Here is a 17,605-nt window from a genome sequence, read left to right on the forward strand (position 1 = left end):
CTGCGAAAACCTTCGCTTCGATGTTGCGATGTCGCCTGGTCGTCGGTATCGGGTGAATTTTGCAGCATTGGTCCGGTTCGCGGCTTTTAAGATTGAAGACTGGAGCAAACGGATGAGGGTTGCATGTTCGGCAATGCCGGTCGTTGCACTGATCGGAGCCTTCGCATGAGAAACACTGCTGCGTCGAATGTCAGCCGGAACCGTTGGGAAAGTTTCGAAGTTGGGCCCTGGACAAGATCCGGGACAATCCCCGGCGGTGGTCGTTTTTCGGCGGCTGATCGTGGTCGGTGTCTTTTGACGGACGGAGAATTTCCCGAAAAGCGGAGAGGTCGCACCTGGTCTGTTCCGTCATTTGTATTGACCTGCACGGCCTTTCTGTTCGAGACTGTATGCGGAATGGCCCCGACAAAGCAGATAACGCAAAACATTCTTGGCGGCCGCCTGTCCGTTGAACCGAATCGAATTTGGGTCGGAGGTGGACGGCACATAAGCTTTTCACGCCAAACTTTTCAGATGATTGAGAAAAGTGCAGCGGTGATGTGCGAAGGAACGGGGCTGGTGAAATTGCAAAGGCGGAATACCAATGCAATACTCCGAAAAAAGGGCACGGACCTAAAACTGGACTTATAAAAAAATCCAACTGTCACTTCGGGAAGGGAAGCGACGCAAAGAAACTTCATCAAAATATCATCAACTACCAACAACAACAAACTAGCTACAACAGTCCAAAAATGGGAGAACAAGTATGACTTCTAAATCAACGGTAACTCGGCGCAGTGTTCTGAAAGGCGCGGGCGCAGCCGCTTTGGCGGCACCGCTGTACTCGAAAAGCGCACTGGCATCGTCGGGTGAGATCAACATCCTGATGTGGTCGGATTATCTGCCGCCGTCCTTCATTTCAGAGTTTGAGAATGAAACCGGCATCAAGGTAAACTACACCGGTATCGGCTCGAACGAAGAAATCATCAACAAGATGAAAGCCACCAAGGGTCAGGGCTTCGACATCGTGTCGCCGACCAACAACCGCTCGCTGCAGTGGGAGCCGCTGGAACTGCTCAAGCCGTTCGACCTGAGCAAGGTCAACGTCGAGGCGGTCAACCCCGCTATGATGAAGATCGGCACCGACGCCTGGGATTTCGGTGGTGCGGGTGCTCACTGGTTGCCGCACATCTGGGGCACCGAAGGTATCGCATACCGCACCGACCTGTGGCTGCCTGAAGGCGACGCACCGTCCTATGGCGACGTGTGGTCGGAGGAAAACGCCGGTAAGACCATGGGCCGTGCACACTCGATGATGCTGGGTGCGGGCCTCTTCATGGAGCGTTCGGGCGAGATGGAGCCGGGCTCGATCTGGGCCGCATATGGTGACGAAGACACAATGCGCAAAGTCTGGAGCCAGGTCGCCGACTGGTGCATCGCACGCAAGAACCGGATCAAGCTGATCTGGAACGACGCCGACACCCAGAAGAATGGTCTTCTGAACGAAGGCGTGATCGTGGGCCAGACCTGGGACGGTCCGCCGCTGGCGCTCAAAGCGGCAGGCGAACCCGTGCATTATCAGGCGCCCATCGAGGGGGCGATGGCCTGGGTCGACGGTATGGCAATGCCGACCGGCGCGACGAACGAAGAGCAGGTCTATGCCTTCATCGAATTCGCCTATCGCAAAGAGCCTGCGGGCGTGGCGATCGACAGCCATGGCTACAACTCGCCGGTTCTGGGCGCCGACACTTTTGCCGGTGACGTCTATAAGAAGAACTTTGCCGAAGCCTATCCGGGCGACTCGCTGGCCAATCTGAACCCGTGGCCTGCCGAAGCGCCCTGGTATGCCGAAGTCCGGACCGAGTTCGTCAACAAGTTCAAGAGCGCCTGAGCGCGTTGAACACGGGCCCCCTGTGCGTTCAGGGGGCCCTCTTTTTTTGTGCTCATCGCACATTGCCATAACAGATGTCGCCTTTGTCGGCGGGATGCCATCACAGGGAGAAACAAAAGATGAGTGCTGGGGTCGGAGTCGATCTGGAAAACCTTTGGATCCGGTTCGGAGATTTTGTCGCCGTGCGCGACGCCAATGTGAATATCAACGGGGGCGATTTCTTTTCGTTTCTCGGGCCCTCGGGATGCGGCAAGACCACCATCTTGCGCGCCGTGTCGGGCTTTCTTGAGCCGTCCGAAGGCAACGTCCTGATCGGTGGCAGCAATATGCGGGGCATTGGCCCCAACAAGCGTCCGACGGCGCTGATCTTCCAGAACCTGGCACTGTTCCCGCTGATGAAGATCTGGGAAAACATCACTTTTTCGATGGAAATCAAGGGGGCCAGTGCCGCCGAGCGCCGCAAGCGCGCCGATGAACTGCTCGACATGATCGCGCTGCCGGGGCAGGGGGACAAACTGCCCAGCGAACTGTCGGGCGGTCAGCGCCAGCGTGTCGCCATCGCGCGTGCGCTTTGCGCCGAGCCGGACGTGCTGTTGCTGGACGAGCCGCTCTCGGCACTCGACCTCAAGCTGCGACAGCACATGCGGACCGAGCTGCGGGAAATCCAGCAGCGGGTCGGCATTACCTTCATCTACATCACCCACGACCAGGGCGAAGCATTGACCATGTCGGACGATATCGCCGTGATGAAGGCCGGTGTCATCGACCAGATCGCAGACGGCAAGACGATCTACAACGACCCCTCGACCGCATTCGCGGCTTCTTTTGTCGGCGAAAACAACGTGTTCCGCGGCAAGGTCAAGCAAGTCATGGGCAATGAGGCGATGATCTCGACCAACCGCTCGGGTGATCTGGTCGCGCGGATTTCCACGGCCAATCAGGGCAAGATGAAAGAAGGCGACGATGCCATGATGTTCATCCGCCCCGAAGCATTGGCCATCGCGCCCGAAGGCGCATCGGGCGATCACTTTGTGACCGCCAGGGTGAATCACGAAGAGTTTGAAGGCAATGCCTTCAACATCTTCACAGAAGGCGAGGGCGGGAAAGAGATCAAGGTGTCGATCCCGAACCTGGGCCAGTCCTTCAAAGATCACACAGGCCAGAACATCACGCTGCAATACGAGACCCGCAATGCGGTTGTCGTGCCCGCCGGCGAACTGGCCGCGGAATAAGGAGGCCAGATGATGCCCGGCTTCCTCAAGGACTTCTTCAACCGCAATGGCTTCGGCATGGGGCTGGCGATCCTCGGTCTGGTACTTTTCTGGACCATTGGCCTGATCATCCTGCCGCAATTGTCGATGCTCGACTTTTCATTCCGTCCCAATCTGCCGCCGCCGGAAATCGGCGGACCCAAGGACGTCTATACACTGGAGAACTACAAGTATCTGGTCTTTGGCCCCGAAGGCGGCGGCCAGGCCTATAATACCGTCGATCTGAGGATCTTTTTCCGCACGCTGATCGCGGCGGTCTTTGTGACGATCTTCAATCTGATCCTGTGCTATCCGATTGCCTATTACCTGGGGCAGAACAAGGGCAATCACATGCGTGTCTTTGCGCTGATGCTGATCATCCCTTACTGGATCAACGAAATTCTGCGCGCCTTTGCGTTGCGCATCATTTTCGGTGAAACCGGCGTTCTGAACAACATGCTGGTGGGGCTGGGCATATTCGATACGCCTTTCGACTTCATCCGCAACGACATCGCGCTCTATGCCGGTCTGGGCTATGCCTATATCCTGCTGATGATCTTCCCGATGTATAACGTGATCGAAAGCCTGGACAAAAATCAGATCGAGGCGGCGCGGGATCTGGGTGCGCCCTGGTGGCGTATCCACTGGCGCGTGGTCATTCCCTATGCCAAGCCGGGCATCAGTTCGGGCTGCACCATGGTGTTCATGCTCAGCGCAGGCGCGCTGGCCGCACCGCAGATCCTTGGCGGGCCGTCGAGCCTGTGGTTCACTCAGCTGATCTACCAGCAGTTCAACGACAACAATGACTGGCCACAGGGCGCCGCCTACGCGATCGTGCTTCTGGTGACCTGTATCCTGTTCGTGCTGGCAATGATGCGCCTGTTCAAGGTCAACATGGGGGATATCGGAAAATGAACAACTCCTTCCTTCGTGTAAGCATCTGGGTCTACCTGGCGATCTTCTTCGCCTATCTGCTGGGCCCGCTGGTGATCATGTCGGCCACGGCCTTCAACTCGTCTGGATTTCCCCGAATATCGCCGTGGGAGTGTCTGACCTTCCAGTGGTTCGGCGAACTGTTTCAGGATGAACGGATTCTGAACGGCATCAAGAACTCGCTGATCATCGGCCTTGGCACGGTTGTGCTGTCGGTTGCGATGGGTCTGGCTGGCGCGCTGATGCTGACCCAGATCTGGCCGAAACTGCGGGCGACCTACTATACGATCATCATCGCGCCTATCCTGATCCCCGGTGTGGTTCTGGGTATCTCGACGCTGGTGTTCTGGGACCGGATCAACCGGGTTCTGGGACTGGGGGCGGACAGTTTCTTGTCGAACGGCATCTTCCTGACGGTGATCGGCCAGTCCACCTTTATCGCCAGCTATTGCATGCTGGTGCTGGTGGCCCGGCTGCAGCGCTATGACGTGGCGCTGACCGAGGCGGCACTGGATCTGGGCGCATCCCACGCGCAGGCCTTCCGCAAGATCCTGCTGCCTTTCATGCGTCCCGCGATCGCCTCGGCCGCGGTGCTGGCGTTTCTCGCGTCGTTCGAGAACTACAACACCACGACCTTCACCTTTGGCGAATACCCGACGCTGACCATCGAACTGGCGCAGAAGGTGCGGTACGGGATCACTCCGGCGATTTCGGCCCTGGCCTTTATCATCGTGGTGCTGACGGTGTTCTTTGCCCTGCTGAACGAAACCAAGCTCAAGCGGCAGGAACTGGTTGCAGTGGCGCGTAAAAACGCGACGGTCGAAGAACTGGCAGGCAAGATCAAGCTGCCCAGCTTTTTCGCCGGTAACCTGGCCGCAGTGATCCTCGTGGTGTTCTGTGTGGCGACGATCACGGTGGTCGGTACCGCGACGGTCTACAACCCGTCTCAATGTATCGCGGATATCAGGGAGCAAAAACGTCTCGAAGCTGAAGAGCGCATTCAAAAACTGCGTCAGGAGCGTGAAGAGCGCCGCCAGCGCCGGTTCGAAGGTGTGTTCGATCCGGACGAGTTGCAACCGGGTCAGGATGAGCAGGGCTCACAAGCGCCTGCCGATTCCAACAACTCCGGTTTCGGTGGTGTATTTGCGCCAGGATCGCTGAGTGGTGATGAGGACGATGGCGCCTCAAACACCGAAGAACAGCCCTCGAACAACGGCGGCTTCGGAGGGGCGTTCGATCCGAACAGTCTCAAGACCGACGAGTAAGCCGGACACCTTCCAACACTTCAAGCCCGGGCTGTGATGGCCCGGGTTTTTCTTTGGTTGCCAATGGATCTGCCGCCCCGAGCGCAGGTTTTCATGTTTCTCGGTATCGCGACCCCAGACCAAATCCGTGCGGCAGGGGCAATGAGAGCAATGCACATGCACGCGACGGCGACCCCGGGGTGACCGGAGGTCCGGCAAGTACTGATATTGCAGGAAGATAACCGCAGACCTGGCAGCCCGTAGGGGAATCGAACCCCTCTTTCCAGGTTGAAAACCTGGCGTCCTAACCGATAGACGAACGGGCCATTTTTGGTCCAAGACAAGCACAAGTGGCAGCCCGTAGGGGAATCGAACCCCTCTTTCCAGGTTGAAAACCTGGCGTCCTAACCGATAGACGAACGGGCCACGCTGGCTTGTGGAGGGCCTTTTACGGATTACATCTGCCCCCCGCAAGCCGAAAAATGCGGTGCGGAGAAACTTTTTTATGCCCCTGCAAACAGGCCGGATTTCAAGACGCCGCCGCCTCGGCGGCATCTTCGATCCGCAGTTGCACCGTTTGCCTGCCACCCCAGGAATTGACCTCTAGCCGGCCGGCGAAATGAAACCGCCCGCCGCCATGATTGATCAGCCGGTCGCCCATCGGCCCGTCGAATGCACCAAAAGCGATGGCGTCAAGCCCGCCATCCATTCCATCGGACAACGACAGTTTCAGATGCGTTTCTCCGACCTGTTTCGCAAAGCGGATCTGCAGGTCTGGCAGGGCATAGCGCGGGGCGGGGGCCCCGGCCCCGAATGGGCCTGCCTGCTCGATCCGTTCAATCAGGTCCACCGTTGCCGCCCCCGGCATCAGCGCGCCATCAAGTTTCAGATCGGCCGGGCCACCCTGACCGGCGCCCTGTTTCGCCAGCAGTTCCGAAAGCCGCGCCATCGCCGGTTCAAGCCGGTCGCGCATAACCGTCAGCCCTGCGGCCATCTTGTGCCCGCCGCCCTTGACCAGCAGCCCTTCGGCGGCAAGCTTTTGGATCGACGCGCCCAGATCCACGCCCGAGACCGACCGGCCCGATCCTTTGCCTTCATCGCCATCAAAGCCGATGACAATTGCCGGTCGATTGGCGGTTTCCTTGAGACGCGAGGCGACGATACCGACAACACCAGGATGCCAGCCGTCGCCCGCCGCCCAGACGAGCGGGGCGTCCAGCCCGCGTTCCCCGGCCTGCGCCAGGGCAGCGGCACGCACCATGTTTTCGATATCGCGCCGTTCGGTATTCAACGCGTCCAGCCGTTGCGATAGCGCCTCGGCCTCGACCATCGAGTCGGTGCTCAAAAGCCGGGCGCCAAGGTCGGCCTGTCCGATCCGGCCTCCGGCATTGACCCGGGGACCCAGAAGAAAACCCAGATGATAGGTGTTGGGGGCTGCGTCCATGCGGGAAATGTCGGACAGGGCGACAAGACCGGGGCGCTTGCGCTGTGCCATCACCTTCAGCCCTTGCCGCACCAGCGCCCGGTTGGCCCCGATCAGCGGCGCCACGTCCGCCACGGTGGCCAGCGCCACCAGATCGAGCAGTGACAGCAGGTCCGGGCCCGTGGCACCGGCATCGCGCATCTGTCGCCCTGCCTCGACCAGCATCAGGAACACCACGCCAGCGGCGCAGAGATAGCCCAGATCGCCGCTTTCGTCCTGCCGGTTGGGGTTCACCACCGCAACGCAGTCCGGCAGCGTCTCGCCCCCCAGATGATGATCCAGAACGATCACATCCGCGCCCCGGGCCGCAGCGATCGGCTCATGGCTCAGCGTGCCGCAATCGACGCAGATGATCAGGTCGTGCGAGGCTGCCAGATTCTGCATCGCCGGTACATTCGGCCCATATCCCTCGTCGATGCGGTCCGGGACATAGAGCGTTGCCTGCATTCCCATGTGCCGCAGCCAGACCAACAACAGCGCCGCCGAGCTGCCACCATCCACGTCGTAATCGGCGAAGACGGCGATTTTCTGACGCTTGCGCACGGCCTCCAGAAACCGCGCGGCGGCATCTTCCATGCCTTTCAGCGCGCGGGGGTCCGGCAGCAATTCCTTGAGCTTGGGCTCGAGAAAGCCCGTGGCCTCGTTCAGCGGAACGCCGCGCCGGGCCAGAACCTGACACACCGCGCGCGGCAGATCCGTCTGTTGCGCCATCATGTCTGCGGCCCGTTCGTTGCCCGGCGCGGGACCAATCCAGCGCCGTCCTGTCAGGGATTGCTCTACACCCAGAAATGTCACGTTTCACCTCAGGTACAAAGACCGGACCCTCGCGGACCCGGCCTCTTCGTCATTTCAGAGATACTCCCGCCGGAGGCAGCGGCGCAAGCCGCTATTCCTTGTCGTGCGACCACATCGGAGTGCGATAGGACATACGCCGGACCGATCCGGTCTTGGAGCGCATCAAAAGTGTGGTGGTCTCAAGCCAGCCGGGCTCGCGCTTGATGCGCGGCAGCAGCGAGCCGCCGGTGACACCGGTGGCGGCAAAGATCACGTCGGCGGTGACCATCTCATCACGGGAATAGATGCGGTCCAGATCGGTGATGCCGGCCTTGGCGGCGCGGCCGCGCTCGTCGTCGTTGCGGAACAGCAGGCGGCCAAAGATCTGACCGCCCATGCATTTCAGCGCCGCTGCGGCGAGAACGCCCTCGGGCGCGCCACCCTGACCCATATACATGTCGATGCCCGTCGCATCGCTTTCGGCGCAATGCATCACGCCCGCCACGTCGCCGTCGGTGATCAGACGGATCGAGGCACCGGTTTCCCGGACCTCGGCGATCATGGCTTCGTGGCGGGGACGTTCCAGAATGCAGACGGTGATGTCGGAGGGTTTGCAGCCTTTGGCCTTTGCCAGTGCCTCAACACGCTCGCGCGGGGTCATGTCCAGCGACACGACGCCCTGAGGCAGGCCGGGGCCGACGGCCAGTTTGTCCATATAGACGTCGGGGGCATGCAGCATCGAGCCGCGCGGCCCCATGGCGATCACGGTCAGCGCGTTCGGCATGTCCTTGGCGGTAAGCGTGGTGCCCTCAAGAGGGTCCAGGGCGATGTCCACGCCGGGGCCATTGCCAGTGCCGACCTCTTCGCCGATGAAAAGCATTGGCGCTTCGTCTCGCTCTCCTTCTCCGATCACGACCACACCGGCGATGTCGAGCAGGTTCAGCTGCTCGCGCATGGCGTTCACCGCAGCCTGATCCGCCGCCTTCTCGTTGCCGCGCCCCACCAGCGAGGCCGAGGCCAGAGCGGCCTGTTCCGCCACCCGCGCAAGGCCCAGTGACAGCATCCGGTCGTTGAATTCGATCTTGGCTGCGTTCATGTCCCTATTATCCTTTGGTCAATCAGACGTTTCTATCGGCATAGCCCGCGCATGGCGGGACTCGCAAGAGGGGAGGTCCCTCAGACCTGCTCGATTCTCAGCGCGACGGGTTCGCCCGCGACGACGTCGGTTGCCCGGAACCCGTCCAGGGCCACATCCAGAGTTGCGCGGGTGGTTTTATGGGTGACAATCAGAACCGGCGCGGTGCTGTCGGTGTGCCCGTACTGGCGCATCCGGTCGATCGAAACGCCGGCATTGCCCAAGATTGCCGCGATTTTGGCTAGGGCGCCCGGCTTGTCCTCGAGCGCCAGGCGCAGATAGTAAGGCGCGGGCAGTCCGGTTCGCGCGGCAGGCATGGAATTGAGCGTATGTGCCGGTTGCCCGAAGGTCGGAATGTGCAATCCGCGCGCCAGATCGCAAATGTCGCCCATGACCGCGCTCGCGGTCGGGCCTTCGCCGGCGCCAGGGCCGCGCAGAACGATCTGTTCGACCGCATCGCCTTCGATCACCACCATGTTGGTTCCGCCTTCCAGTTGCCCCAGAGGCGAGTCGCTGGGGACCAGACAGGGCTGCATGCGCTGCTCAAGCCCACGCGCGCTTCGCTGTGCCACGCCAAGCAGCTTGATGCGATAGCCCATGTCGGCGGCCTGATGAATGTCTTCGAGGCTGATATGCTGGATGCCCTCGATCTCGATGCCATCGAAATCGGGTCTGGTGCCGAATGCGATGGATGACAGCAACGCCAGCTTGTGCGCCGCATCGATCCCGCCAACGTCCAGATTGGGGTCCGCCTCCAGGTAGCCAAGCTCGGCGCATTCCTCGAACAGCGTGTTATAGCCGAGGCCCTTCGCCTCCATCCGCGTCAGGATATAGTTGCAGGTGCCGTTCATGACACCCATGACGCGGGTGATTTCATTGCCCGCCAGCCCCTCGGTCAGCGCCTTGATGACCGGGATGCCACCGGCAACAGCCGCTTCGAACCGGATAACGCGCCCGGCCGCTTCGGCGGTTTCGGCCAATTCCTGGCCGTGAACGGCCAACAACGCCTTGTTGGCTGTCACCACATCCTTGCCGGTTGTAAGCGCCGCCTCGACCGAGGTTTTGGCCGGGCCGTTTTCACCGCCCATCAGTTCGACGAAAACATCGATATCGTCCCGTTGGGCCAGCGCGACCGGGTCGGTCTCCCAGGCGTAGCCGGACAGGTTGACGCCCCGGTCCTTGCCGGCATCACGGGCGGAAACGGCCACGATTTCGATCGGACGCCCGGTGCGCGCCCGAAGCAACTCGGCCTGACGGCGCACGATCCTGACGACCCCCACACCGACGGTCCCCAAACCTGCAATCCCAAGCCGCAACGCCTGTGTCATGTTGTGGGTCCCTTTCCGCTCGAGTTTTCGGCTATTGCTTTACGTCGTTGCGGGCTGCCTTATCCGGTTCGGCGCAAGGGTGCAATGCGTCTGAGGCGCGAGCTATTGGGTAATTTCGTGGTCCAACCGATCCCGGTCCGCCTGATCCAGAACCGGCCCCTGCATTTCGCGCGCCCGTGACGCCAGACGCTCGCGCCGCGCCTCCAGCTGCTCCTGCAACTCGGCGGCTTCCTCTTCTGGGCGGATGGACGGCCCAAGGGCGCGATCAAGCGGAATCAACTCGGGGTAGGGCGCGTTTTTGATGTGTTCCGGGATCCTTTCGGACAATTGCGGAATTGGCGTGCACCCGACCGCCGCTGCAAGTGGAATGGCAAGGAGAAGCCGTTTCATCAAAGTCTCTTCCGAAAACGTGTATGGGCTTGATGCCCGTTTTGCCGCATTGGTTCAAGCAGGGTTCTATTTGAACAATTGTTCATATAACCTGCGGCCATGGCACGTACTCAAGGTTCCCATTCCGATATCACCGGCCCACGTATCCGGCAGGCCGCGCTCCGGCTGTTTGCCCAGCACGGATATGCCGCCGTCTCGATGCGGCAGATCGCGAAAGAGGTCGGCGTGCAGGCTGGTGCCCTGTATAACTATACCCCCGACAAGCAAAGCTTGCTGTTTCGCCTGATGCGTGAGCACATGGACGACCTGTTGTGTGCCCGCAAGACGCGGGAGGCAACTACCGGCGTATTGGAAGACCTGAAACAATTCGTCGGCTTTCACATCCGATTTCACCTGGAACGACCGGACGAAGTTTTCATTGCGTACATGGAATTGCGCAACCTCACGCCCGAAAATTTCGCTACGATCGAGGCGCTGCGCCGCCGGTACGAGGATGACCTCGAAGGCATCCTGAAAAGGGGAGTGGCAGAGGGCGCCTTCATTGTGCCGGACACCAAGATCGCCACTCTGGCCGTGATCGCCATGCTGAACGGTGTGAATACCTGGTATCGCAGCGGCGGAAGATTGTCGCTTGACGAGGTCGAATCCATTTATTGGGACATGGTGCGCAAGGCAGTGATGTCGTGATCAGACCGGGTCCGGGGCCAGTTCATAGTGGTGCAGAAACCGCTCTTTCACGATGCCCTCCTCCTCGGGCATGACGTGCGGGCGCTGCCACTCGTCACCGGCAAACGCGGCCAGGGCCGCGACCGACTCCCACACCATCACAAGACAGAATTCGTTTGGGGTTTCCGGCCGGGGCAGGCACGGCGTGATTGATACCAGCCCTTTTTGTTCGTGCATCAGCGGCAGTGCGGTTTCGAGCAGGAATTGCCGAAAATGCTCGATCTGGTCATCGTAGATGACCGCGCGGAAAATGCGGACGATCATGGTGGCCTCCGTCTTGGTTCACAAGGCCATCCTACCACAGGTCATTGTGCGGGCTGGATGAAGGTCCCGTTGCGCAGATCGCGAAAGGCCTGGTGCAGCTCTTCCCGCGTATTCATGACAATCGGTCCGTGCCACGCCACCGGCTCTGCAATGGGAGCGCCGGAAATCAGCAGAAACCGTACGCCCTCAGGGCCGGCCTGCACTGTGATTTCGTCGCCAGTTCCAAAGCGGATCAACGTCCGGTCGCCCGACATGTCGCGTATGTTGACCTCTTGCCCCGCCACTTCCTTTTCCAGCAGCACCCCGGTCGGAGGCGAGGCGTCGGCAAAGGCGGCCTGACCTTCGAACACATAGGCAAAGGCTTTGCGATAGGTGTCGATCCTGAAGGTTTTCCTGACACCTGCCGGAACCGAAATATCCAAGTATTGCGGATCCGCGGCGATGCCGTCTACGGGTCCGGTTTTTCCCCAGAACGATCCGACGATCACGCGGACAGTGGTGCCGTCGTCATCCGCAATTTCGGGAATGTCGGTGCCGGAAATGTCCTGATAGCGCGGCGCTGTCATCTTTTGGCTTGCGGGCAGATTTCCCCACAGCTGAAAGCCATGCATCTGCCCTGTTGCGTTTCCCCTGGGCATTTCCTGATGCAGAATGCCGGAGCCCGCCGTCATCCATTGGACATCACCTGCGCCCAATGAACCCGTATTGCCCAGCGAATCGCTGTGGTCCACCGTTCCGGCAAGAACATAGGTGATGGTTTCGATGCCGCGATGGGGATGCCAGGGGAAGCCTTTGAGATAGTCCTCGGGCGAGTCGTTCCTGAAATCGTCAAACAGCAGGAACGGGTCCAGTTCCGTGGGGTCCTGAAAGCCGAAAGCCCGGTGAAGTTTGACGCCGGCCCCTTCCATCGTGGGAACCGCCTTGCGCGCTTCGAGTGTCGGTCGGATTGACATTTGACCCTCCTGTTCTTTGCGGAACAAATGTAATCGGGGCAGGGGCGGTTTCAATCGGCGTCTGCTCACTGAAGGTGTGCGATTTTGCGCGGGCATAAAACCGGCCCGGTCGGGCTGTTGCTTGCCCGGGGTTTGCAGTAATGAAAAATTGTGCAAACCGGAGGTGCCGCATGCAGGATGAAATACTGGCCGTTGTCGAGGCATCGGTGCCCAGGCGCTGGATAGGCGTTGCGATGCTGGGTTTCTTCGGATTTCTGGTGATATATGTGGCCGTATTTTCGCCTCCTGCCCCGGGATGGCAGGTGTTCCTGATCGTTGTCGGCGCTGCGGCATTGTGGCTGGCGCAGCGATTGCACCAGGCCACCGCACACCGGATCGAGTTGACGGAAACGGAACTGCGATCCAGTTCCGGCGAAGTGATCGCACCAGTGTCCGAAATCGACCTGATCGACAGGGGCGTCTTTGCGTTCAAACCCTCAAGCGGGTTTCTGATCCGTACAAAAAACCCCGGACCGCGCGCGTGGCATCCGGGGTTGTGGTGGCGCATTGGCCGCCGCGTCGGCATCGGGGGCGTGACCCCGGGTGCTCAGACCAAGTTCATGTCCGAAGTGCTGTCGGCCATGATTGCCGAGCGGACCTAGGCGGCGGGCCCCTGAAGGTTTTCCGTAAAGCGGGGACGGGTGAAGACGAAATTCTGCAGCTCGATATTGTCCAGCCCAACTCTGAATGGTGGCACAAAAGTGTTCGAGGTTTCGACCAGGATCAGAGAGTTCTGATCCGCCATCACCGGAAGGGCATCTTTGTAAGATACGATATTCGCGTTATCGAGCTTCTCCGTATAACCGCCGCGAGGTACAGACCAGGGTACGGAATGGCTGTCTGTGGCCTCATCATAGACGATGTACGAAATCCTCATCTTCAAGTCAGATTCATTGCGCACCATCAATTTGAACATGGCCTCCATAGAGTCGATGTAGGAGTGGTCGATGGTGCGGGTTTCGCGCGAAAGAAGGTCACCGATGGTATAGGCAGCCTTGATGTTCGAAGCGCTTTGCCGGTATCCCTCGAAAAAAGTGTATCCCGCCATGATCGACCAGAACAGGATCGGCAGTATCACCAGGGACTCGACCGCAATCGAGCCCTGCTCGTCGTTGCGGAAACGTTCCAGTCGGGATTTCAAGCGAGGTATCAACATGGCTCAGATCGGCTCCTGAACAAAAACGGTCGTTGCCGTCAGGGCATACTGACCTTCGACGTTGGCCAGTGCCTTTCCCATTGTGGAGGTTGGGAAGACGGGATTTATCTTGGCGCAGGCGCGCAGGACCATCAGTTGGTTTTCCTGTCCGTTTTCAAAGTTTCGCACCGGTCGCGGTTCCTCCGACAAGTCCGTACAGTCGGGTTCCACCGGGATGGTTACCGTGGCAAAAGGATCCTGGGGGATCATTTCAAGTTTGAGACTGCTTTCGCAGTCGCGGATAAACATCGCGCGTTCACAGATCGATTTCTTGATCGTGTCATGCGTGAGGACGGTACCCGTGTTCAGACGGATGTCCCGCACTGTCAGATCCACGGCGTATTCTAGGTTCGAATGATTGAGCGTGACAAAGGCAAGCTCGACACCCGAGAGCATCAGCGCCATGAAAGCGGGGAAGACGATCACGAACTCGACCGTTGCAGTCCCGTCTTCCCGCTTTCGGAACCTGCACAGGGCAGAAACCATTTTTGCAATCATTGAGTCAGCCTCAGCATGCGAACGGACGAGCCGATCGAGGTGAATGCATCCGGAAGGTCAACGGCGGTTGCATCGTAATAGTGGCTGTCCGAGCTGGCGCAGCTCTGCAGGACCTTCTTGCCACCGGACGTCACGCTTACGCCGACACTGAACACCACCACGCCTTCGTCCTTGGCGGCCTTGCAGACATGTTTGGTGCGCTGGTCCTTGGCAACAGCGTTTTTCTTGCTGAATGCCGCACTTTCCCACACGCCATAAGCGTTTGGCGTATCGAAGATTTCGTTTTCGATATATTCCAGCGAGACCAGATTCAGCAACTCCACATAGCTCAACTGTACTGCCTCGCCAGGCTCGTCCGCAGCGGTTTGTTCGACGCAGGTCTCTTTTCCGCCCTTGCCGGTACAGTATTGGCCACCATTGCCATAGGGATGGTCCTGCCAGGTTCCGTCATGCGGCCACCAGTACTCTTTGCCCCCGTTCGATTGGTAGAGCGAGAAATAGCCTTCGTCCGCAGTTGCGCCCGGATTGTACCAGATATCCGACATGGTTGTCCGGCGCGACGAATTCAGCATGAACTGGTCGGTGTTGTCCCCATCGGAAATGATGATCAGGATTTTCAGAACCTTGGTTCCATAGTCTACAGGGCGGTTATCGAACATTGTCGGGACGATGCCATCGATATTCGCCAGGTTGTTGATCACCGGTCGCGTACCGGGATCAAGCAGCGCCAAGCCCCAGTTTGCACCATTGTCGGTGCCGGTATCTTCGCTTGAATCCTCGTCCCAGGCCACCGGGTTCAGAGCGGTCAAGCCATCAATATAGTCGTGAAGGATCTTTTCGTCATTCTGGAACGGCAGGATCGCCGAACCGGCCCGGATCGGGCAGACCGGGTATTCGATCGGCTCTCTGGCCAATGTATAGGGGTCGAAATGCGCGGTCTGCTCTCTCAACTCGGTTGTTGACAGATAGGGCTTGCTATACTCGTCATCGACGAAGTTGATGCAATGCGAATAGGGTTGGAACCGGTCAAGGTTATAGTATTTGATCATATCCGCGCCGACATTCACCTGGCTGGCGTAGGGGATGATCGAGAATGACACCTCTTTGTTCCAAAGCCCGTTCTTCTGGCCCAGCTGAGTGACAATGCTTTTCGCAGCGGACTTCAGGTTATCCAGCTTGGGGCCGTACATTGAAGTGGAGAAATCCACAACCAAGGACACTTCGACGGCGCCAACACTTTCTTCGGCAGCGCTCAGCGCGGGTGCGGCCAGGCTGTCTACGCCGCTCAGGTGCATGAAATGGGTCGGAAATTCGGCCAGCGCCGATGCGGTGACATGCCGGTAACCGACGCTGTCCACCACCTTGATGTCAACGAGGTTGTCAAGCAGGTCCGCTTTTTCGAGATATGAGCGTACTACGGTTTCCCCATCCACCGTTTGATCAAGGTCGGCAGCTGCCAGAACCGCGCGGTCCATGGTGTATTGCAGTTCGGCCCGTTCTCTTTCGTACTTCATCAGATCGACACCGATCCCTGCCGCCCCCACAATGATCAGGAACAGAAACAGAGCCAGAATGCTCATCGACCCTTCTTCGCCATCAACGAAGCCTTTGCTTTGCGATGGCGTATGATCAAGCGACGCAGATTTGCGATCAGCGGACTTCCAAAAATCCTTGCGCATAATGATACCCTTTCCGGGCCGGGCAGAACGGCCATTAGAAGTACAGGACTGACTAAAGGTAAACGTAGAAGGTGGCGAGATTTGGGCGTTTTTGCCATTATCCTGCTGTAACGGAACGAAAAACGCGCCCATTCTTTACCGAGCAGGGGGATCTGTTTCTGATCCGCAAACAATCGCTGGAAAAATTGCATTCTCAAGCGACTCGAAAATTGCTGGTTGTTAATTTTTAACAAATGCCAAATTTTTCGGCAGAAATTGATTGATCTGAAGTATCCGGATTGCGACAACATGACGTGGGGCGTGTCCCCATTTTACGTGGTCAGGGAGGAATTTATGACTCTAGTTGCCGAGCCCAGTTTCCGTGAAAGTGTGGATCTGATGTTCAACAGGGCCGCGGCCCTCATGGATCTTCCTCCCGGGCTTGAAGAAAAGATCAGGGTCTGCAACGCAACCTACACGGTTCGGTTCGGCGTCCGTTTGCGCGGGCAGATTCACACCTTTGTCGGGTATCGGTCTGTCCATTCCGAACATATGGAGCCGGTCAAGGGCGGCATCCGATATGCGACCGCGGTGAATCAGGACGAGGTCGAGGCGCTCGCGGCCTTGATGACTTACAAATGCGCCCTGGTCGAAGCCCCCTTTGGGGGTTCGAAGGGTGGCCTGTGCATCGACCCGCGCCAGTACGAAGAACATGAGCTGGAACAGATCACCCGCCGGTTCGCTTATGAACTGGCCAAGCGGGATCTGATCAACCCGTCGCAAAATGTGCCCGCGCCGGATATGGGCACAGGCGAGCGCGAAATGGCGTGGATAGCGGATCAATATGCCCGGATGAACACGACTGACATCAATGCGCGGGCCTGCGTTACCGGGAAACCGTTGAATGCCGGCGGTATCGCCGGGCGGGTCGAGGCGACGGGTCGGGGCATCCAATACGCGCTTCGCGAGTTTTTCCGGCATCCCGAAGACGTCAAGAAGGCGGGTCTGTCGGGTAAGCTCGACGGCAAGCGTGTCATTGTGCAGGGTTTGGGCAATGTGGGCTATCATGCCGCAAAGTTTCTAAGCGAAGAGGATGGCTCGAAAATTGTCGGGATCATCGAACGGGACGGCGCGCTTTACGATCCGGACGGCATTGACGTCGAGGCAGTGCACCAGTGGATTGTGAAACACGGAGGGGTGTCGGGCTATCCCGACGCGACGCATACGGCCGAAGGATCCTCTGTTATGGAAGAGGAATGCGATATCCTCATCCCGGCGGCTCTGGAAGGGGTGATCAACCTGTCCAACGCGGATCGGATCAAAGCGCCGCTGATCATCGAGGCTGCGAACGGGCCGGTGACGGCGGGCGCCGACGAGATTCTGCGCAAAAAGGGAACCGTAATCATCCCCGACATGTATGCCAACGCGGGTGGTGTGACCGTTTCCTATTTCGAATGGGTCAAGAACCTCAGCCACATCCGCTTTGGCCGCATGCAGCGTCGACAGGAAGAAGCGCGACACGAACTGATCGTGCAGGAGCTGGAACGTCTTGACCGGTATCTCGCCGACGCCTGGTCGATGTCACCGAACTTCAAGTCGAAATACCTCAAGGGCGCGGATGAGTTGGAGCTGGTGCGTTCGGGTCTCGATGACACGATGCGGATCGCCTATCAGTCGATGAGCGAAGTGTGGCACGACAGGTCCGACGTGGAAGATCTGCGGACGGCGGCATATATCGTTGCAATCGACCGTGTGGCCAAGAGTTACCGCGCCAAGGGTCTGTAACGCATCGCAGCCGATTGTAAGGGGCGCGCCGTTAAAGCGCGCCCTGTTTCCGTTCCCGGCGCCGCTACCCGGCAAACCGG

General features: G+C 59.1%; 16 protein-coding genes and 2 tRNA genes. 7 read left to right on the forward strand and 11 right to left on the reverse strand.

Translation table 11 applies throughout. The features are described from left to right. Positions 1–745: 745 nt before the first annotated feature. The 4 genes from ACR0AO_RS03370 (at position 746) to ACR0AO_RS03385 (ending at position 5,318) form a co-directional block, all read left to right on the forward strand. Complete coding sequence (locus ACR0AO_RS03370) at positions 746–1,870, forward strand: extracellular solute-binding protein (RefSeq protein ID WP_480599889.1); 1,125 nt, start codon at positions 746–748, stop codon at positions 1,868–1,870. A 119-nt stretch (positions 1,871–1,989) separates the two neighbouring features. After that, positions 1,990–3,102, forward strand: a complete 1,113-nt coding sequence (locus ACR0AO_RS03375) for an ABC transporter ATP-binding protein (RefSeq protein WP_480599891.1) — start codon at positions 1,990–1,992, stop codon at positions 3,100–3,102. A gap of 12 nt (positions 3,103–3,114) precedes the next feature. Further along, complete coding sequence (locus tag ACR0AO_RS03380) at positions 3,115–4,035, forward strand: ABC transporter permease (protein ID WP_480600844.1); 921 nt, start codon at positions 3,115–3,117, stop codon at positions 4,033–4,035. Further along, entirely contained in the window at positions 4,032–5,318 is a 1,287-nt protein-coding gene (locus ACR0AO_RS03385; RefSeq protein WP_480599893.1) for an ABC transporter permease, read from the forward strand. Before ACR0AO_RS03380 ends, ACR0AO_RS03385 begins: the two co-directional genes overlap by 4 nt. 230 nt (positions 5,319–5,548) lie before the next feature. On the opposite strand, the gene ACR0AO_RS03390 is transcribed toward ACR0AO_RS03385, so the two are convergent. From ACR0AO_RS03390 to ACR0AO_RS03415, 6 genes are all read right to left on the reverse strand, one after another. After that, positions 5,549–5,623: transfer RNA gene (locus ACR0AO_RS03390), tRNA-Glu, on the reverse strand. A gap of 25 nt (positions 5,624–5,648) precedes the next feature. After that, a tRNA-Glu gene (locus ACR0AO_RS03395) sits at positions 5,649–5,723 on the reverse strand. Positions 5,724–5,826: 103 nt separating this feature from the next. Further along, on the reverse strand, positions 5,827–7,575 hold the full coding sequence (gene recJ, locus ACR0AO_RS03400; RefSeq protein WP_480599895.1) for a single-stranded-DNA-specific exonuclease RecJ: 1,749 nt from the start codon (positions 7,573–7,575) through the stop codon (positions 5,827–5,829). Positions 7,576–7,666: 91 nt separating this feature from the next. Beyond that, positions 7,667–8,650 carry a class II fructose-bisphosphatase gene (glpX, locus tag ACR0AO_RS03405; protein ID WP_480599898.1) on the reverse strand — a complete coding sequence of 328 codons (984 nt, stop codon included), beginning with the start codon at positions 8,648–8,650 and terminating at the stop codon, positions 7,667–7,669. A gap of 80 nt (positions 8,651–8,730) precedes the next feature. Further along, positions 8,731–10,017 carry a homoserine dehydrogenase gene (locus tag ACR0AO_RS03410; RefSeq protein WP_480599900.1) on the reverse strand — a complete coding sequence of 429 codons (1,287 nt, stop codon included), beginning with the start codon at positions 10,015–10,017 and terminating at the stop codon, positions 8,731–8,733. Positions 10,018–10,119: 102 nt separating this feature from the next. Beyond that, positions 10,120–10,407 (reverse strand): hypothetical protein, encoded by a 288-nt coding sequence (locus ACR0AO_RS03415; RefSeq protein ID WP_480599902.1) that lies wholly within the window; start codon positions 10,405–10,407, stop codon positions 10,120–10,122. Positions 10,408–10,506: 99 nt separating this feature from the next. Here ACR0AO_RS03415 and ACR0AO_RS03420 point away from each other — a divergent pair, with 99 nt between their 5' ends. Continuing rightward, entirely contained in the window at positions 10,507–11,094 is a 588-nt protein-coding gene (locus ACR0AO_RS03420) for a TetR/AcrR family transcriptional regulator (RefSeq protein ID WP_480599904.1), read from the forward strand. On the opposite strand, the gene ACR0AO_RS03425 is transcribed toward ACR0AO_RS03420, so the two are convergent. Together ACR0AO_RS03425 and ACR0AO_RS03430 are read right to left on the reverse strand one after the other, a co-directional pair. Further along, on the reverse strand, positions 11,095–11,397 hold the full coding sequence (locus tag ACR0AO_RS03425) for an antibiotic biosynthesis monooxygenase family protein (RefSeq protein WP_480599906.1): 303 nt from the start codon (positions 11,395–11,397) through the stop codon (positions 11,095–11,097). 41 nt (positions 11,398–11,438) lie between these two features. After that, positions 11,439–12,350, reverse strand: a complete 912-nt coding sequence (locus ACR0AO_RS03430) for a pirin family protein (protein WP_480599908.1) — start codon at positions 12,348–12,350, stop codon at positions 11,439–11,441. 170 nt (positions 12,351–12,520) lie between these two features. Here ACR0AO_RS03430 and ACR0AO_RS03435 point away from each other — a divergent pair, with 170 nt between their 5' ends. Further along, positions 12,521–12,991, forward strand: coding sequence for a hypothetical protein (locus tag ACR0AO_RS03435; protein WP_480599910.1), 471 nt, complete (start codon positions 12,521–12,523; stop codon positions 12,989–12,991). Here ACR0AO_RS03435 and ACR0AO_RS03440 read toward each other — a convergent pair. The 3 genes from ACR0AO_RS03440 to ACR0AO_RS03450 are packed head-to-tail and all read right to left on the reverse strand — an operon-like array spanning position 12,988 to position 15,761. Continuing rightward, positions 12,988–13,545 (reverse strand): TadE/TadG family type IV pilus assembly protein, encoded by a 558-nt coding sequence (locus ACR0AO_RS03440; RefSeq protein WP_480599912.1) that lies wholly within the window; start codon positions 13,543–13,545, stop codon positions 12,988–12,990. The genes ACR0AO_RS03435 and ACR0AO_RS03440 overlap by 4 nt on opposite strands. Positions 13,546–13,548: 3 nt before the next feature. Further along, the gene (locus ACR0AO_RS03445; protein WP_480599915.1) at positions 13,549–14,082 is read right to left on the reverse strand and encodes a TadE/TadG family type IV pilus assembly protein; all 534 of its coding nucleotides are present in this window, start codon (positions 14,080–14,082) and stop codon (positions 13,549–13,551) included. Next, complete coding sequence (locus tag ACR0AO_RS03450; protein WP_480599917.1) at positions 14,079–15,761, reverse strand: TadE/TadG family type IV pilus assembly protein; 1,683 nt, start codon at positions 15,759–15,761, stop codon at positions 14,079–14,081. Before ACR0AO_RS03450 ends, ACR0AO_RS03445 begins: the two co-directional genes overlap by 4 nt. 333 nt (positions 15,762–16,094) lie before the next feature. Between ACR0AO_RS03450 and ACR0AO_RS03455 the strand changes: the two genes are divergently transcribed. Beyond that, positions 16,095–17,525, forward strand: a complete 1,431-nt coding sequence (locus tag ACR0AO_RS03455; RefSeq protein ID WP_480599919.1) for a Glu/Leu/Phe/Val family dehydrogenase — start codon at positions 16,095–16,097, stop codon at positions 17,523–17,525. The last annotated feature ends 80 nt before the right edge of the window (positions 17,526–17,605 follow it).

The organism is Ruegeria sp. AF8 (assembly GCF_056541825.1).

What these genes read in the sequence shown, in the direction of transcription:
- ACR0AO_RS03370 (WP_480599889.1), top strand. Translation starts at nt 746, where the DNA reads ATGACTTCTAAATCAACGGTAACTCGGCGCAGTGTTCTGAAAGGCGCG.
- ACR0AO_RS03375 (WP_480599891.1), top strand. Translation starts at nt 1,990, where the DNA reads ATGAGTGCTGGGGTCGGAGTCGATCTGGAAAACCTTTGGATCCGGTTC.
- ACR0AO_RS03380 (WP_480600844.1), top strand. Translation starts at nt 3,115, where the DNA reads ATGCCCGGCTTCCTCAAGGACTTCTTCAACCGCAATGGCTTCGGCATG.
- ACR0AO_RS03385 (WP_480599893.1), top strand. Translation starts at nt 4,032, where the DNA reads ATGAACAACTCCTTCCTTCGTGTAAGCATCTGGGTCTACCTGGCGATC.
- glpX (WP_480599898.1), bottom strand. Translation starts at nt 8,650, where the DNA reads ATGAACGCAGCCAAGATCGAATTCAACGACCGGATGCTGTCACTGGGC.
- ACR0AO_RS03410 (WP_480599900.1), bottom strand. Translation starts at nt 10,017, where the DNA reads ATGACACAGGCGTTGCGGCTTGGGATTGCAGGTTTGGGGACCGTCGGT.
- ACR0AO_RS03415 (WP_480599902.1), bottom strand. Translation starts at nt 10,407, where the DNA reads ATGAAACGGCTTCTCCTTGCCATTCCACTTGCAGCGGCGGTCGGGTGC.
- ACR0AO_RS03420 (WP_480599904.1), top strand. Translation starts at nt 10,507, where the DNA reads ATGGCACGTACTCAAGGTTCCCATTCCGATATCACCGGCCCACGTATC.
- ACR0AO_RS03425 (WP_480599906.1), bottom strand. Translation starts at nt 11,397, where the DNA reads ATGATCGTCCGCATTTTCCGCGCGGTCATCTACGATGACCAGATCGAG.
- ACR0AO_RS03430 (WP_480599908.1), bottom strand. Translation starts at nt 12,350, where the DNA reads ATGTCAATCCGACCGACACTCGAAGCGCGCAAGGCGGTTCCCACGATG.
- ACR0AO_RS03435 (WP_480599910.1), top strand. Translation starts at nt 12,521, where the DNA reads ATGCAGGATGAAATACTGGCCGTTGTCGAGGCATCGGTGCCCAGGCGC.
- ACR0AO_RS03440 (WP_480599912.1), bottom strand. Translation starts at nt 13,545, where the DNA reads ATGTTGATACCTCGCTTGAAATCCCGACTGGAACGTTTCCGCAACGAC.
- ACR0AO_RS03445 (WP_480599915.1), bottom strand. Translation starts at nt 14,082, where the DNA reads ATGATTGCAAAAATGGTTTCTGCCCTGTGCAGGTTCCGAAAGCGGGAA.
- ACR0AO_RS03450 (WP_480599917.1), bottom strand. Translation starts at nt 15,761, where the DNA reads ATGCGCAAGGATTTTTGGAAGTCCGCTGATCGCAAATCTGCGTCGCTT.
- ACR0AO_RS03455 (WP_480599919.1), top strand. Translation starts at nt 16,095, where the DNA reads ATGACTCTAGTTGCCGAGCCCAGTTTCCGTGAAAGTGTGGATCTGATG.